Genomic DNA, 14,484 nt, shown 5'->3' with positions numbered 1-14,484 from the left:
AACCCTCTTATTGTTCTGTCAGGGGACGCACGCGCACGCCCTGTTCGAGCGGCGTCAGGTGCGCCGCATCGTGGATGCCGAAACCGATCTGCGTGACCGCCAGTGCGGCAATCGCCGTAGCGGTGCGCAGGGTTTGCTCGGGCGTGGAGGCGATGAGCAACCCGTGGAGCATGCCGGCCAGCAACGAATCGCCGGCACCGACTGTGCTGGCGACGCTGACCTTGGGCGGCGTGGCGTGCAGCGCCGAACCGGTACTGAACCAGTTCACGCCGTCGGCACCGTGGGAGATCACCACGTGCTCGATGCCTTGCGCGTGCAATTGCGCCGCCGCCTGCGCCTCGGCCGCGTGGGATACCACCTCGCAACCCAGCGCATCGGCGAGTTCTTCGGTGTTGGGTTTGATCAGCCACGGACTGGCTTTCAACGCTTCGCGCAACGCTGCGCCGCTGCTGTCGAGGGCGACTTTCAGGCCCAGTTGATTAAGCGTTTCGATCAACTCACGCAACCATTTCGCAGTCACGCCACGGGGCAAACTGCCGGCGACTACCACCGCGTCGTGACCCGGCGCAATCTGCACCAGACGCTCAAGCAACGCTTGCTGCGCGGCGGCCTCGACCACCGGTCCGGGCCCATTGATGTCGGTGATGCGGCCGTCCTGTTCAGCGACTTTGATGTTGCTGCGGGTCTCGCCCGGCACGCGAATAAACGCATCGATAAAACCACGCTTGGCAAACAGGGTTTCGAACGCTTGCAGGTTGTCTTCGCCGAGAAAACCACTGACCGTCAGTTGATGGCCGAGGTCGGCCAGCACTTGCGCAACGTTCACGCCTTTGCCGGCGGCGTGGGTGTGCATCTCGTCGCTGCGATTGACCTGACCGGCCTCCAGCCGTGGCAGCTCGACGGTGAGGTCGAGCGCCGGGTTGAGGGTCAGGGTAAGAATCTTGGCCATTACAGGGCCTCCACTAATGCGCGCACTTCGTTGGCGCTGCCCACGGCCAGGGCTTGTTGAGCAAGGGTTTGCGCCTGAGTCAGACTGAGCTCGCGAATCCGTGCCTTGACTTCGGCAATGCTGCGTCCGGACACGCTGAGTTCATCGACACCGAGGCCGACCAGCACCGGCACCGCCAGCGGATCTGCCGCCAGTTCGCCGCAGACACCGACCCACTTGCCGTGGGCATGGGCCGCGCGCACGGTGATGTCGATCAGTTGCAGCACCGCCGGATGCAGGCCATCGGCCTGTGCCGACAGGGTCGGGTGCCCCCGGTCGATGGCCAGGGTGTATTGCGTCAGGTCGTTGGTGCCGACGCTGAAGAAGTCGACTTCCCTGGCCAGCACTGGCGCGAGCAAGGCAGCCGACGGCACTTCGATCATGATCCCCAATTGCAGATCGGCGACCGGGATTTCCAGGCGCAGACGTTCGGTCATGTCACGGGCCTGGCGCCATTCTTCGACGCTGCCGACCATCGGGAACATGATCCGCAGCGGACGGTTGTCCGCCGAACGCAGCAAGGCGCGCAGTTGCGCTTCCATGATCTGCGGACGTTGCAAGGTCAGGCGAATGCCGCGCACGCCGAGGAACGGGTTTTCTTCCTTGGCGATCGGCCAATACGGCAGCGGTTTGTCGCCGCCGACGTCCAGCGTGCGCACCACCAGTGGCCGCCCGGCGAGACCGTCGAGGACGCGGCGGTATTCGGCTTCTTGCGTGGCTTCGTCCGGCGCTTGCGGGTGGGCCATGAAAATCAGCTCGGTGCGCAGCAAGCCAATGCCTTCGGCGCCCTGCTCCACCGCGCTGATCACACCGGCGCTTTCACCGATGTTGGCGAACACTTCGACGGCGTGACCGCATGTGGTGTGCGCCGGCTGATGACGTTGTTCAGCGGCAATCTTCAAGCGCTGCTCACGGGTGTCGCGTTCTTCGGCGGCGCGTTGCAGGGTCGCAGCATCGGCATCGACATGCAGACGACCACGCTGGCCGTCGAGCAGCAGGGGCGTGCCCGGTTGCAGCAGCAAAACCGCCGCGCCAGCGCCGACCAGCGCGGGAATCCCGAGGGCTCGCGCAACGATTGCACTGTGCGCGGTGGCGCCGCCACGTGCGGTGAGAATCCCCGCCACGCGCGCCGGATCCAGCCGCGCGACGTCGGAGGGGCCGACTTCGTCCATCACCAGAATGTAGGGTTGCTCAGGTTCGCTCGGGGTTTGCACGCCACACAGTTGCGCCAGCACGCGACGGCCGATGTCACGCAGATCCGCCGCACGCTCGGCGAGCAAGGCGTCCTGCAACGATTCCTGCTGTTTGGCCGCCGCTTCGATCACCGCCATCCATGCCGCTTCGGCGCTTTCGCCCTGCTTGAGGCGGGTGTCGACTTCGTCGGTGAGTTCCGGGTCGTCGAGCATTTCCTGATGGGTGATGAAGATCTCGCGGATGGCTTTGGCTTTGCTGCGCTCAATCAAGCCTTGAATGTCGCTGCGCACAGCGCTGAGCGCTTGCTTGAGGCGTTCGCGTTCGATGGCGGCGGACTCGCCACGCAGCGGGTAATCGATGGTTTGTTGCACTTGAATATGCGCCGGACCGATGGCGATGCCGGGCGCGGCAGGGATGGCCTGGAGCAGACTGCCGGAGGCCGGGGCGACGAGCACTTCGGCAATATCGGCAATCACTTCGCGCTGCGGGGTGACGGCGGGCAGCGGCTCGACTTCTTCGCCGAGGCCTTCTTCGATGGCAGCGAGCAAGGCCGGCAGGGCATCGGCGGCGACGCTCGGCTCGGCGATCAGCTCCAGCACCTGACCACGACGGGCGCCGAGGCTGAGCAGCTTGCTCAGGCTCTTCACCGACACGGCGCTGTCCTGACCGTCGACAATGCGCACGCGAATCTCGCCGTCAAAACTCTTCGCCAGTTGCGCGAGGATCTTCGCCGGACGCGCGTGCAACCCGTGGGCGTTGGCCAACGCAATGCGCGCGCTCGGCCAGTCGGCGGGCAATTCACCGCCAAGGACTTCGAGAACTTTGCGACTGCTGGTGGCTCGACCCAGTTCATGGCCGCGACCTTCGATGAGCAACGCACAGAGACGTTCGAGCAACGCTTGATGCGCTTCGCCAAGACTGGCCAGACAGAACAGACCCGTGAGCGGCTGGCCGAGGTAGCGCATCGGTTTGTCCGGAGTGACGAACGCCAGCCCCGGACGCTTCACGGTTTGCTCGCTGTGCAGCCACCACAGACCATCGCCCAGCGGCAGCGCTTCGACCTGCTGCAACACACCGGCAAACCCGTTGCTCACACAATCGGCCTGACGCAGCAAACGCGCGCCGCGCCAGACCAGCTCTTCAAAATCATCGGCGGAGACACCAAGGCCGATCATCTGCGCGTCCAGCGCCAGCTCTTGCGGCGCGCCTTGCAGCAGTTTCAGCAGCGCTTGCGGGGAACCGGCACGGCGCAGGGCCTGGCCCAGATCGGTCTCGCCGAGGGCACGGGTCAGCAGTTGCAGCAGACGCAAATGTTCGTCGGATTTGGCGGCAATCCCAATCGCCAGATAAACGATCTGGCCATCGCCCCAATCCACACCTTCCGGGAACTGCATCAGGCGCACGCCGGTGGCGAACACCTGATCGCGGGTTTCCGGCGTTCCGTGAGGAATGGCAATACCTTGACCGAGAAAGGTCGAGCCCTGGGCTTCCCGGGCCTGCAGGCCCGCGAGGTAGCCGTCGGCAACCAGACCATCGGCCACCAGGTGATTGGCAAGCAGTTGCAGGGCAGCGGGTTTATCCACAGCCGACTGGCCCATGGATATCTGCTCTATAGTGAGCTCGAGCATGCGATCTCCTTTTTGGCACATTTGGGTGCCAGGTATTGTTTTGAATGGTTGCAGCTTAGGCGCTCTGTCGCTTTGCTTTTCAACGGCAGTTTTGGCGGTTTCACGGCAGAACCGGCCAAAGGCGTCTAAAACGTAGAAAATACGCCTGCTGAAACGTTTAATCTAGATTGATCGGCACGTTACTCGATAATGTCTCATCCTTGAAGTCCAACTTGTCGGATGCGCTGCGACAATAGTCGCCTGCCCTAATCGGGTAGGATTGGCGAAAATGTGGCGGCAAGCTCGAAAAAACAAGGAAATCCCGGGTTGAAACTCAGTGATATCGCGCGGTTGGCCGGAGTGTCCGTGACCACCGCCAGCTACGTCATCAACGGCAAGGCAGAACAGCAACGCATCAGCAATGCGACCGTCGAGCGCGTGCGCGCGGTCGTCGACCTGCACGGCTTCACGCCCAACCCGCAAGCGGCCGGGCTGCGTAGTCGGCACACGCGCACGTTGGGGTTTATCCTGCCGGATCTGGAAAACCCCAGTTACGCGCGGATCGCCAAGCTGCTCGAGCAAGGCGCACGGGCGCGCGGCTATCAATTGCTGATCGCCAGCTCCGACGATGCGCCGGACAGCGAGCGGCAGTTGCTGCAACTGTTCCGCGCGCGCCGTTGCGATGCGCTGATCGTCGCCAGTTGCCTGCCGGCCGGCGATGACAGCTATCGGCAGTTGCAGGCCAAGGGCACGCCGATCATCGCCATCGACCGGGTCATGGAACCCGAGCACTTCTGCTCGGTAATCAGTGACGACCGCGAAGCCAGCCTGCACCTGACCCAGAGCCTGCTCGATCCGCAACCCAAGCAGATCGTCCTGCTCGGCGCCCGCCCGGAACTGAGCATCAGCCAGGAACGTGCCGCCGGGTTCAAACAGGCGCTGGCCGACTTCAAAGGTGAAGTGCTGGTCGAACACGCCGAATCCTTCAGCCGTGAATGCGGCAAGCAGTTGATGGAAGAACTCCTGCAGCGTCTGGGGCATTTGCCGGATGCGCTGGTGACCACTTCCTACGTGCTGCTGCAGGGCGTGTTCGATGCGCTGCATGACTTCCCGCTGAAATCGCGCCCGCTGCGCCTCGGCACTTTCGGCGACACGCAGTTGCTGGACTTCCTGCCGCTGCCGGTCAACGCGATGGCGCAGCAGCACCAGTTGATCGCCGACAAGGCACTGGAACTGGCGCTGGCCGCCGTCGAGCAGTCGCAATACGAGCCCGGCGTGCAGGCCATTGCGCGGACCTTCAAGCAGCGTATTCAGCGAGACTGAACCGTGGAGCTGATCGACAGCCACACGCACCTCGACTTTCCCGACTTCGACGCCGACCGCCCGGCGTTGCTCGCCCAGAGCCGCACCCTCGGGGTGCGGCGCATGGTCGTGTTGGGCGTCTACGAGGGTAACTGGCAACGGGTCTGGGATCTGGTGCAGAGCGATGCGGATTTGTATGCGGCGTTCGGTCTGCACCCGGTGTATCTCGAACAGCATCGCCCGGACGATTTGTCGACACTCGGCGATTGGCTGAGCCGGTTGCGCGGCCACCGGCAATTGTGCGCGGTGGGCGAGATCGGTCTGGATTACTTCATCGAAACCCTCGACCGCGAGCGCCAACAAGCCTTGTTCGAAGCGCAGTTGCAGTTGGCGGCGGACTTCGAGTTGCCGGCGTTGATCCACGTGCGCCGCAGCCATGCGGCGGTGATCGCTACCCTCAAACGCTTCAAGCTCAAACGCGCCGGGATCATCCATGCGTTTGCCGGCAGCGGTGAAGAGGCACGGGAATACATCAAACTCGGTTTCAGATTGGGGTTGGGCGGTGCACCGACGTGGCCCCAGGCGTTGCGCATGCATCGGGTTCTGGCGCAGTTGCCGCTGGAGTCTCTCGTGCTGGAAACCGATTCACCGGACATGGCGCCGGCGATGTTTCCCGGCGTGCGCAATACACCGGCGCACTTGCCGGCGATCTGTGCGGCGTTGGCGGAGCTAATGAAGGTAACCCCGCAACAATTGGCGGCCGCCAGCACCGCCAACTGCTGCGAAGTCTTCGGCTGGTAAAAAAGAACCCCTGTGGGAGCGAGCCTGCTCGCGAAAGCGGTGTGTCAGGTGACAGCGATGTCACTGACAGACTGCATTCGCGAGCAGGCTCGCGCCCACATTTTGATCCGGCTTGTTTCAGACGCGGAAGGCGCTGATCAGCTGTTTGAGTTCTACTACTTGGGCAGACAACGCCCGGCTGGCATCTTCGGTCTGGTGGGCGCCCTGTGCCGTGCGTTCGCCGGCGCGGTTGATCTCGACGATGTTCTGATCGATGTCATGGGCCACCGCCGTCTGCTGCTCAACGGCAGCGGCGATCTGCTGGTTCTGGTCGACGATCATGCCCACCGCTCCAAGGATGTTTTCCAGCGCCTGCTGGACCTTCTCCGATTGCCCGACGGTGCCATTGGCCATCTGATGGCTGACCCCCATGGCTTTCACCGCCGCACCAACACCGCCGTGCAGCCTGGCGATCATCTGCTCGATCTCTTCGGTCGATTGCTGGGTACGTTTGGCCAGGGTGCGCACTTCATCGGCGACCACGGCGAAACCGCGACCCTGCTCACCGGCACGGGCCGCTTCGATGGCGGCGTTGAGCGCCAGCAGATTAGTCTGTTCGGCAATGCTCTTGATCACTTCGAGCACGCGGCTGATCGACTGACTGTCGCTGGCGAGCTGATTGATCACCCGCACCGATTGATCGATCTCGCTGGCCAGCGCGGCAATGCTGCCCTGCTGCGATTCGACCAGACCGCGACCGCTGATGGTTTCGTCGTTCACGCTGTGCGCGCTGCTCACCGCCGCTGCGGCGCTGCGGGCAACTTCCAGCGAAGTTGCCGACATCTGGTTCATCGCCGTCGCCACTTGCTCGATCTGCGTGCGCTGCCCGGCGACCGCCTGATTGCTTTGCGCAGAGACGTTTTCCACCTGCCCGGCCTGGCGCTCGACTTCGCCGACCGTGTGCCCGACGCGCTCGATCAAGTCATGAATCTTCTTCACCGTGCCGTTGAACACCTCGCCCAACTCACCCAGTTCATCACGACTGCTGGCCTTGAAATTGACCGTCATGTCCCCCGCCGCGACCTTGTCCATCATCGCGCCGAGGCGTTTCAGCGTGGTGCGGGTCGAGGCGTAGAAGCCGCCGTACAGATAGAAAATCAGCACAAACACCACCGACAGTGCCGAGGCCTGCAACACCATGTGCGTGCGGTTCGCGCCCAGACGCTGCTGCAGTTGGATATCGAGGAATTTCAGGGTGGCTTCGTTGAGCTGATAGGTCTTGTCCATCAGCCCGCTGACCTGATCGTAAAACCCCTGCCACGGTGCATCGAGGGTTTCGGCCATCACCACTTGCTGCTCGAACAGTTCGCTGGCCTGCTTGAGCGACGCGTTGCTGCTCTCGGCCTGAGCACTGAGCGTTTCCCGTGCGGCTTTGCTGGAACCGAGAGCATCCTGCAGTTTCAAGCCGTACTCGCCCTGAAGTTTTTCGATCTGCGCCAGCAACTCATCAAAACGGGTGCTTGATGCGCTGTTGAGAAACCCCTGCCCCAACGAGAACGAGCCCATCGCGCGCCCTTCGCCGAGGGTCTGGGTGACCATGGGCGTGATGTGGGTGATCAGCTCGCTGAGCTGACGAATATCGCTCTGATTGTCACGGCTCAGGCCCGACTGACTGGCGATGAGCTGACTGAAAATCTGCGCATTGGCCAGCAACTTGGCGATCAGCCCGCTTTTGCTTTGCAGGGATTTTTCCGCTTGCTGAGCCTTGAATGCGGCGACCATTTCATCACGCTTGCCGTCGAACGCTTCGATCTGTTCAGGATCGTCGGCCATCGCCTTGAGGCCCTGCAGGCGGGTCAGAATGGACTGTTCGAGGCTGGCGATCTGCGACTCGACATTCCCGGCCTTGCCGGACTGACCGAGGGTGACGTCGATCTGCACCAGGTTGTTGAGGGTTTCCAGATCCCGGCGCAGGGTCAGGCTGCTGCCCAGCAGGTCGAGGCTTTGCAACTCGACGCGGGTGCCCTGGAATTCACGGTAGGAATCGCGCACCAGATAGAAATTGGTCACCAGCATCGGCACCAGGAACAGCACGCTGATCAGGCTGAACTTCATGCCGAAGCTCAGACGATTCATCAGCGAGACAGCGGGATAGAGCAAGCTCTTCACTGGAAGTCTCCCTTGGTTTTTCTTGTTTTTATTGGCAGGCGCAGGACTAAAGCAGATAGCCACTATCGGGCGCTGTCTCTGTATAGCTTAAATCGGCGGGAGGTTTTGTAACTTAAGGTTAACGGCGCGTCGGGCCGAGGGATTTGCTCTCTCAGCCCGATAGATCAGCGAACCAGAACAGTCCACAGGGCAAACCCGGCATACCAGAGCACCGCCGCACGCAACAGCAGTTCCCACAGGCAATCGAGAGTATTGACGCCGTCCGGCCCGACCGCAGGCGGCGGGATTTCCCCCGCTGCCAGGCCAACCTTGTTGATCAGTTGCGCGGCGCTGATGTTCCAGTTCAGCAGTTCATGCAGCATCACCCGACTGACCGCAACAAAGTTGCCGACCAGCGCCAGACTTGCCGCCAGCAAACGCACCGGCACCCAGTCGAAGGCATGCCGCAACTGCGCGGCACGTTCAACCAGCGCCGGGTTCTTGCCATGTTCTTCGGCGAGTGCCAGCAAACGATAGGCCAATGCCGCCACCGGCCCGAGCAGGAAGTACCAGAAAATCACCGCAAAGAAACTCTGATAAGCCTCCCACAGCAAATGCCCCTGCACGCGATCCAGCAATTGCTCGCCGCTGTCGGCGCAAATATCCAGATCACGCTTGGCGACGTGAGCCGCCGCTTGCAGGTCCTGACGGCGCCAGGCATCGCGGAACGGCCCTAGACCACCAAGCAGGTCGCCACGCCCCAGACTGTAAATCACCACCAGCAAATGCACCGGCAAGGCCAGCAGGCCGTATGCCACCGGCTCCAGCACCAGCAATAGCAATCCGAGCAGCGCCACCGGCAGCAACACCAGAATCGTCAGCACCAGCCACGGCTTGTCCGCCAGCCGTTGGCTGCTTTCGAGTTTGTTCAGTTCGCGGTTCCATCCGCCATCGCGTTGCACCCGATGGCGCAGGGCCGAGAATTTCTCGATCCAGACCGCCAGCAGTAACACCAGAAAACTCATTGTCCTTCCTCTTGTGCCAGGGCCGCGCGGTAACGCGCCCAGTCGAATGCCGGGCCAGGATCGGTCTTACGCCCGGGAGCTATGTCGCTGTGCCCGCAAATGCGCGCGCCGGTGATAGCCGGAAATACTGTTTGCAACTGGCGGGTCAGCGCCGTCAATGCCTGATACTGCGCATCGCTGAACGGCAGATCATCGGTGCCTTCAAGCTCGATGCCCACGGAAAAATCGTTACAGGTTTCCCGGCCTTCGAATATCGACACGCCAGCATGCCACGCCCGCTCAAGACAGGAGACAAACTGGGTGACCTTGCCGTCACGTTCGATCAGAAAATGCGCCGAGACGCGCAGGTCGGCAATCCCTGCAAAGTAGGGATGTTCGGTGACATCCAGACGATTCTGGAAAAATTCCTGCACCTTGCCGGTGGCGAACTGCGCCGGCGGCAGGCTGATGTTGTGAATCACCAACAGGGAAACTTCGCCCGCAGGACGTTCATTGAAGTTGGGCGATGGGCAGACCTGCACCCCGTGACACCACCCGCTAGCGGGATCCAACTGCATACCGATTCCTTCAACGCCGACTGTGTTGGCGCCCAGTATGCCGTGATCGGCCCCCGACGCGCGATCACTTGCCGCGATTGAGTCGCCGCAGATTGCCCAGCACCGACTCCAGCGCACGGTCGAACAGCAACGTGTCGTCCAGGGTACGCACGGTGCCACGGCGCAATTCCAGGGCCAGCCCGGTGCGGCTGCGTTCCAGGACTTTCATGCCCGTGCGGTCGACAAACACATACTTGCCAGTGGCCTCGATGATCGCCGCGAGCTTGCAGCGCAGGGTGTGTTCCTCGTCTTCCTGAAACACCACCCAACTGCCCAGACGCAACTGATCCACCTGACGCAGACCCGCATCATCGTGGGGCAAACGCACCGCGGTCATGTCCAGCGCGCCCTCGTCGGCGGTTTGCAAAACGATGCTCTGCGACACCTTGACCAGCGTCGCGGCCTGATCCGTGGCAGATGAGCGCTCCAGCATCTGCACATGCAGCGCTTCCAGTTCACTGAAAAATTCGCTCGTGGCAAACGGGTCGAACGCCGAGCTGGACAGGCCATCGCGCAGTGATTTGAGCAGCCCCGGCACCAGCGCCAGCAAGCGCAGGCTGGACTCGGCGTCGTCATGTCGCTGCACGCTCCAGATCAGTTGCTCCATGGTTTGCACATCGGCCTGCCACTCGGCGGACTGATCGCCATGTTTGAGGCGCGTCAACAACAGCACCTGGCTCCAGGCGTTCTGTACGAACGTCACCACCGACGGCGGCAGGACTTTGCCCAGTAATGCCTGGTTCAACGCCTGCTCGACCCGACGCCGGGCCAGTTCGGTTTTCGCCCGGCCCTCTTCGGCATCACGCAAACGCTGTTCGAGCAATTCGCTGCGGCGGCGCTCATCGCTGGTGAACGTGAGGAAGTCCGCCAACAGCTCGGAGAAAATCGCCGGGTCATCGACGAACTCCGTCAGCAAGCGTTGCACAACCTGTTCGACCCGCAGGTACAAACTGTCGCGCGCCTCGCCGTCGCGATCACCCCATCCCATCGCAGCGTCGGCGATTTCATTGAGCAGACGGCGCGCCGGGTGATTGCTGCGACTGAAGAAGCTCTTGTCGAGCACGGCAACCTTGAGCATCGGAATCTGCAAGCGGGCGATCAGGGCCTTGAGCGAATCCGGCACATTCCGGTCTTCCAGGATGCACTCGAAAACCATGGCAATCAGATTGATTACGTCTTCGTCGGCGTCACCGACCACACGCGATTTGCCACTCTTGACGCTCACTCGGGTGAGCAACTGCTCGAGCTGATTGCGCAGATCGAAATCATCCTGCGTGGCCAACGCCGGCACGTACTGCTGCAGGTGCGAAAGCAGGCGCAGCAGGTCACGCGTGGTGATCGGCTGGGCGGCAACGGCGGATTCGAGCGTAGGCGCGACGCTACCACGCACGTGAGAAAGCAATTGCTGCAAAGCGGCGAACACTTCCTGCACGCCTTCGTCGGCTTGTGGCAGGTCATCGTTGTCTTCGCTGTGCTCGCTGGCGACCGCGCGATCAATGGCGCGTCGTGCCGGCGCCGGTTTCAGGTCCGGCAATACGCCCGTGGCCTGCAGCAGTTGGTTGGCTTCGCCATACAACTGCTCAGTGTCAGCCAGCACGTAGCGTTCGAACAATTTGAGCAGGATCAGTTTGACCTTGATCTCCACGCCCAGATTGCGCCCGGCCTGCAGGAAATATTCGCAGAGCGAAGTCGGAGCAAGGGGGTTTTGCAGATCGTCGAGCTGATGGCCGAGCAGCGCGCTGAGGCGGGTGGTCAGTTGATCGAGGGCAAAGCCATCGCGCTTGAGCACGCGGCTGACCATCGTCTCGACCGCCACACTGCGCTCCATGTCATCGGAGCGTGGCGCCGACTCTTCGAACACCAGCGCATGCGGCAGCACTTGAGGGCCTGCTTCGTGCTGGGTCAGGCCAACAAAGGCCTCGAAGAATTGCTCGAGAAAACCGCGCTCGATGTGTTTGCGCTTGAGGCGCAGGTCGCGCATGGCTTCGAAAAAGATGTTCTGCTCGACGTCGTTACGCGCCCGATCGGCCATTTCAAACAGGGTGTCGTCAGCGTTATCGAACAGTTCCTGCAAACCGTGGCGCAGTTGCTGGGCAGCCTTGTCGCGAACCTGAAGCAGAATCACAGGCAGGCGGGCGAGCGGCGAGTGATTCGCCTGATCGGTAGCAGCCTTGAGCAAGGGCACTACTTTCCCGTCGTTGTGCATCCAAGCCTCCTGGAACGGTGATTCTTCGGTCACTTTCAACACAATTCCCCTGTGGGAGCGGGCTTGCTTGCAAAAGCGGTACGTCAAATACAGAAGTGCTCACTGACACTCCCTCTTCGCGAGCAAGCCCGCTCCCACAGCTTTAAAGCGGCAACCTCAAGATCGTCAAAGCTATGACGTCAAATGCAAGGCGGATTATCTTGCAAAAGTTGTCTCCGGCGCTATAGCCGTCAGGGTTTCCCCTATGCGCCGCCTCCCCCTCCTCTGACCTGGGTCGAAGGGGGATGACTCAAAGAAATTCGACCGGATGCAGCCAACCGCGCACGTTCTCGCCTTGGGTTGGCTTGTCCCATGCCCCTATAATCGAATCACTTTGTTTGTGGAGCCCGTTATGCCGAATCTACGTCTCGCCGATTTGACCGCCGAAATCGAAGCCAACGTGCGCCGTGCGTTGCTCGAAGACATCGGCAGCGGCGACATCACCGCACAACTGATCCCGGCCGAACGCCTGGCCAAAGCCACCATCATTACCCGTGACGAGGCCGTTATTTGCGGCACTGCGTGGGTTGATGCGGTGTTCCGCCAACTCGATCCGCGTGTCGCGGTGCATTGGCAAGTGGTCGATGGCGAGCGGGTAAAACCCAATCAACCGCTGTTTCACCTGGAGGGGCCGGCTCGCTCGCTGCTCACCGGTGAACGCAGTGCGCTGAACTTTCTGCAACTGCTTTCCGGCGTGGCGACACGCGCGCAGTATCTGGCCGATTTCGTCGGCGCCACTCAGGTCAAACTTTTGGACACCCGCAAGACGCTGCCTGGCCTGCGCCTGGCGCAGAAGTACGCCGTCACTTGCGGTGGCTGCCACAACCATCGCATCGGTCTGTACGACGCGTTCCTGATCAAGGAAAACCACATCGCCGCCAGCGGTGGCATTCCGCAGGCGATAGCCGCCGCGCACAGGATCGCACCGGGTAAACCGGTGGAAATCGAAGTGGAAAGCCTTGAAGAGCTGAAGGAAGCGCTGGATGCCGGCGCCGACATCATCATGCTTGATGAGCTGAGCCTGGACGACATGCGCGAAGCCGTGCGCCTGAACGGCGGCAAGGCGAAACTGGAGGCCAGCGGCGGTATCAACGAGAGCACGCTGCTACCGATTGCTGAAACCGGCGTGGATTACATTTCGATTGGTGCGATGACCAAGGACGTCAAAGCCGTCGATCTGTCGATGCGTTTAAGCCTTTAAACAGCAGCGACAAGAGGCGAGCTACAAGCTGCAAGCCAAAGCGCTTTTGCTTTGACTTGTAGCTTGCGGCCTGGAGCTGGCAGCTCTCGTCAAACGACGAGATTGTTCATCTCGCAGTACTCTTCCCACTCAACGCCCAGTACTTCGGCCGCCTCCTTGTGCAGCACGAGGCGTTGCGCCTCGAACTCCTCCGGCGTGCTCGTGTACTTGAGCGTCAACTCCCACGGCTGCAGGCCCTGAGCTTCGGCTTCGTCTTCGAACGCCCACTGAATCTGATCTTTCTGATCGTCGGGACTGAGATCCTTGATCTCTTCCAACAGCTGCGGCGCGTCGAGTTTGTACTTTTCCAGCGCTTGTGCGTGACGTTGCTCTTGAGTTAATTCGGTCATGGCGTTCTCGCTGATCGTAAGAATGGAGGATGGATCTGGATCATCAAGGATCTCTCTGACGCGGACTGTCCGGCCTTCGGAACCATTCGGGATCATCTGAAAACTGCTAAGCGATGCTCATGCAGGCACCGAATATAGGATGTTTGCATGACGAATTACACGGGTCTTTACATCTCTCGCACAAAAAGTTGACCTGCGGAACATAAATGCCGTTTTCGAGTCGTAGCGATGTGCCACTTCGGCATTCATCTTCGCTGTTCACAAGGAAAACCAGTGATGCGCAGCTTTTCGAAAATGTCCGCTGTTATCTCCTCCACCACCCTGATTGCTGTAATGACTCTTCCGGCAAGCGCAATGGCAGTGGAGCTGAGCTCCAGCAGCCCGTCTTACGGCGACAAGGTTTCGTTGATTCACAACGACTATGGCAAAGAAGTCGTGATCCGCAGCGATATCAGCATTGATGAACTGAAAAAGATGCGCGACACCGTCAACGATCAATCACGTCAGATCGATGAACTCAAACGCAGCAGCGGCTCCAGCTCGAGCTCCAGCGGTAAGGAAATCGATGAGCTGAAAAACAAGGTCAAAGAGCAGGATCGTAAGCTTGAAACCCTCAACCGTCAGGTGGAAGACCTCAAGCGCAACAGCGGTTCGAGCTCCAATTCGAACAGCAGCGAGATTTCCAGCCTGAAACAGAAGATCAACGATCAGGATCGGGCGATGGATCAGCTCAAGCGCACCGTTGAGGATCTGAGCCGCAAGGTGAAGTAAGGAGGATGGTGCCCGAGACAGGAATCGAACCTGCGACCTTCGCGTTACGAGTGCGCTGCTCTACCGGCTGAGCTACACGGGCGGTGGGATAAAACTAGCACCGGTTTTCACAAACGCAAAGTTCGCAGCGCCTGTACGGCTCACCGCAGGCTGCGATTTTTTATAGTTTTCCACAGACAAAAAAATGCCCCGCCGTTTTCACGGTGGGGCATTTTTATTGCGCTAACGCTTTGGGTGA

Annotated in this window: 11 protein-coding genes and 1 tRNA gene; 4 read left to right on the top strand and 8 right to left on the bottom strand. The window is 61.0% G+C overall.

Annotated elements, in window-relative coordinates:
- Positions 1 to 7: 7 nt before the first annotated feature.
- Positions 8 to 949, bottom strand: coding sequence for a 1-phosphofructokinase (pfkB, locus tag AACY19_RS08510; RefSeq protein ID WP_339449818.1), 942 nt, complete (start codon positions 947 to 949; stop codon positions 8 to 10).
- On the bottom strand, positions 949 to 3,810 hold the full coding sequence (gene ptsP / locus AACY19_RS08505) for a phosphoenolpyruvate--protein phosphotransferase (protein WP_339449816.1): 2,862 nt from the start codon (positions 3,808 to 3,810) through the stop codon (positions 949 to 951). Before ptsP ends, pfkB begins: the two co-directional genes overlap by 1 nt.
- 306 nt (positions 3,811 to 4,116) lie before the next feature.
- On the opposite strand from ptsP, the gene cra reads away from it, so the two are divergent.
- Positions 4,117 to 5,112, top strand: coding sequence for a catabolite repressor/activator (cra, locus tag AACY19_RS08500; RefSeq protein ID WP_339449814.1), 996 nt, complete (start codon positions 4,117 to 4,119; stop codon positions 5,110 to 5,112).
- A 3-nt stretch (positions 5,113 to 5,115) separates the two neighbouring features.
- The gene (locus AACY19_RS08495; protein ID WP_339449811.1) at positions 5,116 to 5,892 is read left to right on the top strand and encodes a TatD family hydrolase; all 777 of its coding nucleotides are present in this window, start codon (positions 5,116 to 5,118) and stop codon (positions 5,890 to 5,892) included.
- A 117-nt stretch (positions 5,893 to 6,009) separates the two neighbouring features.
- Here AACY19_RS08495 and AACY19_RS08490 read toward each other — a convergent pair whose 3' ends face one another.
- The 4 genes from AACY19_RS08490 to AACY19_RS08475 form a co-directional block, all read right to left on the bottom strand.
- Positions 6,010 to 8,040, bottom strand: coding sequence for a methyl-accepting chemotaxis protein (locus tag AACY19_RS08490; protein WP_339449809.1), 2,031 nt, complete (start codon positions 8,038 to 8,040; stop codon positions 6,010 to 6,012).
- Positions 8,041 to 8,204: 164 nt separating this feature from the next.
- Positions 8,205 to 9,044, bottom strand: coding sequence for a regulatory signaling modulator protein AmpE (gene ampE, locus AACY19_RS08485; RefSeq protein WP_339449807.1), 840 nt, complete (start codon positions 9,042 to 9,044; stop codon positions 8,205 to 8,207).
- Positions 9,041 to 9,601 carry a 1,6-anhydro-N-acetylmuramyl-L-alanine amidase AmpD gene (gene ampD / locus AACY19_RS08480; RefSeq protein ID WP_339449805.1) on the bottom strand — a complete coding sequence of 187 codons (561 nt, stop codon included), beginning with the start codon at positions 9,599 to 9,601 and terminating at the stop codon, positions 9,041 to 9,043. Before ampD ends, ampE begins: the two co-directional genes overlap by 4 nt.
- A 64-nt stretch (positions 9,602 to 9,665) precedes the next feature.
- Positions 9,666 to 11,846 (bottom strand): DUF1631 domain-containing protein, encoded by a 2,181-nt coding sequence (locus AACY19_RS08475; RefSeq protein ID WP_339449803.1) that lies wholly within the window; start codon positions 11,844 to 11,846, stop codon positions 9,666 to 9,668.
- A gap of 391 nt (positions 11,847 to 12,237) precedes the next feature.
- Here AACY19_RS08475 and nadC point away from each other — a divergent pair, with 391 nt between their 5' ends.
- The gene (nadC, locus tag AACY19_RS08470; protein WP_339449801.1) at positions 12,238 to 13,086 is read left to right on the top strand and encodes a carboxylating nicotinate-nucleotide diphosphorylase; all 849 of its coding nucleotides are present in this window, start codon (positions 12,238 to 12,240) and stop codon (positions 13,084 to 13,086) included.
- Positions 13,087 to 13,175: 89 nt separating this feature from the next.
- On the opposite strand, the gene AACY19_RS08465 is transcribed toward nadC, so the two are convergent.
- Positions 13,176 to 13,475: a DUF6388 family protein gene (locus tag AACY19_RS08465; RefSeq protein WP_339449799.1), complete on the bottom strand. Its 300-nt coding sequence runs from the start codon at positions 13,473 to 13,475 to the stop codon at positions 13,176 to 13,178.
- Between the two features lie 276 nt (positions 13,476 to 13,751).
- On the opposite strand from AACY19_RS08465, the gene AACY19_RS08460 reads away from it, so the two are divergent.
- Positions 13,752 to 14,246 carry a hypothetical protein gene (locus AACY19_RS08460; protein WP_339449797.1) on the top strand — a complete coding sequence of 165 codons (495 nt, stop codon included), beginning with the start codon at positions 13,752 to 13,754 and terminating at the stop codon, positions 14,244 to 14,246.
- A 6-nt stretch (positions 14,247 to 14,252) separates the two neighbouring features.
- Here the strand turns inward: AACY19_RS08460 and AACY19_RS08455 are convergent.
- Positions 14,253 to 14,328 (bottom strand) — tRNA-Thr (locus tag AACY19_RS08455).
- Positions 14,329 to 14,484 lie beyond the last annotated feature (156 nt).

Source organism: Pseudomonas sp. EA_5y_Pfl2_R50 (genome assembly GCF_963970475.1).
Lineage (GTDB): Bacteria > Pseudomonadota > Gammaproteobacteria > Pseudomonadales > Pseudomonadaceae > Aquipseudomonas.
Note: the sequence above shows the minus strand (reverse complement) of the source record. Positions and strands in the feature narration are given on the sequence as shown.

What these genes read in the sequence shown, in the direction of transcription:
- AACY19_RS08465 (WP_339449799.1), bottom strand. Translation starts at nt 13,475, where the DNA reads ATGACCGAATTAACTCAAGAGCAACGTCACGCACAAGCGCTGGAAAAG.
- nadC (WP_339449801.1), top strand. Translation starts at nt 12,238, where the DNA reads ATGCCGAATCTACGTCTCGCCGATTTGACCGCCGAAATCGAAGCCAAC.
- ampD (WP_339449805.1), bottom strand. Translation starts at nt 9,601, where the DNA reads ATGCAGTTGGATCCCGCTAGCGGGTGGTGTCACGGGGTGCAGGTCTGC.
- ptsP (WP_339449816.1), bottom strand. Translation starts at nt 3,810, where the DNA reads ATGCTCGAGCTCACTATAGAGCAGATATCCATGGGCCAGTCGGCTGTG.
- AACY19_RS08475 (WP_339449803.1), bottom strand. Translation starts at nt 11,846, where the DNA reads ATGCACAACGACGGGAAAGTAGTGCCCTTGCTCAAGGCTGCTACCGAT.
- pfkB (WP_339449818.1), bottom strand. Translation starts at nt 949, where the DNA reads ATGGCCAAGATTCTTACCCTGACCCTCAACCCGGCGCTCGACCTCACC.
- ampE (WP_339449807.1), bottom strand. Translation starts at nt 9,044, where the DNA reads ATGAGTTTTCTGGTGTTACTGCTGGCGGTCTGGATCGAGAAATTCTCG.
- AACY19_RS08460 (WP_339449797.1), top strand. Translation starts at nt 13,752, where the DNA reads ATGCGCAGCTTTTCGAAAATGTCCGCTGTTATCTCCTCCACCACCCTG.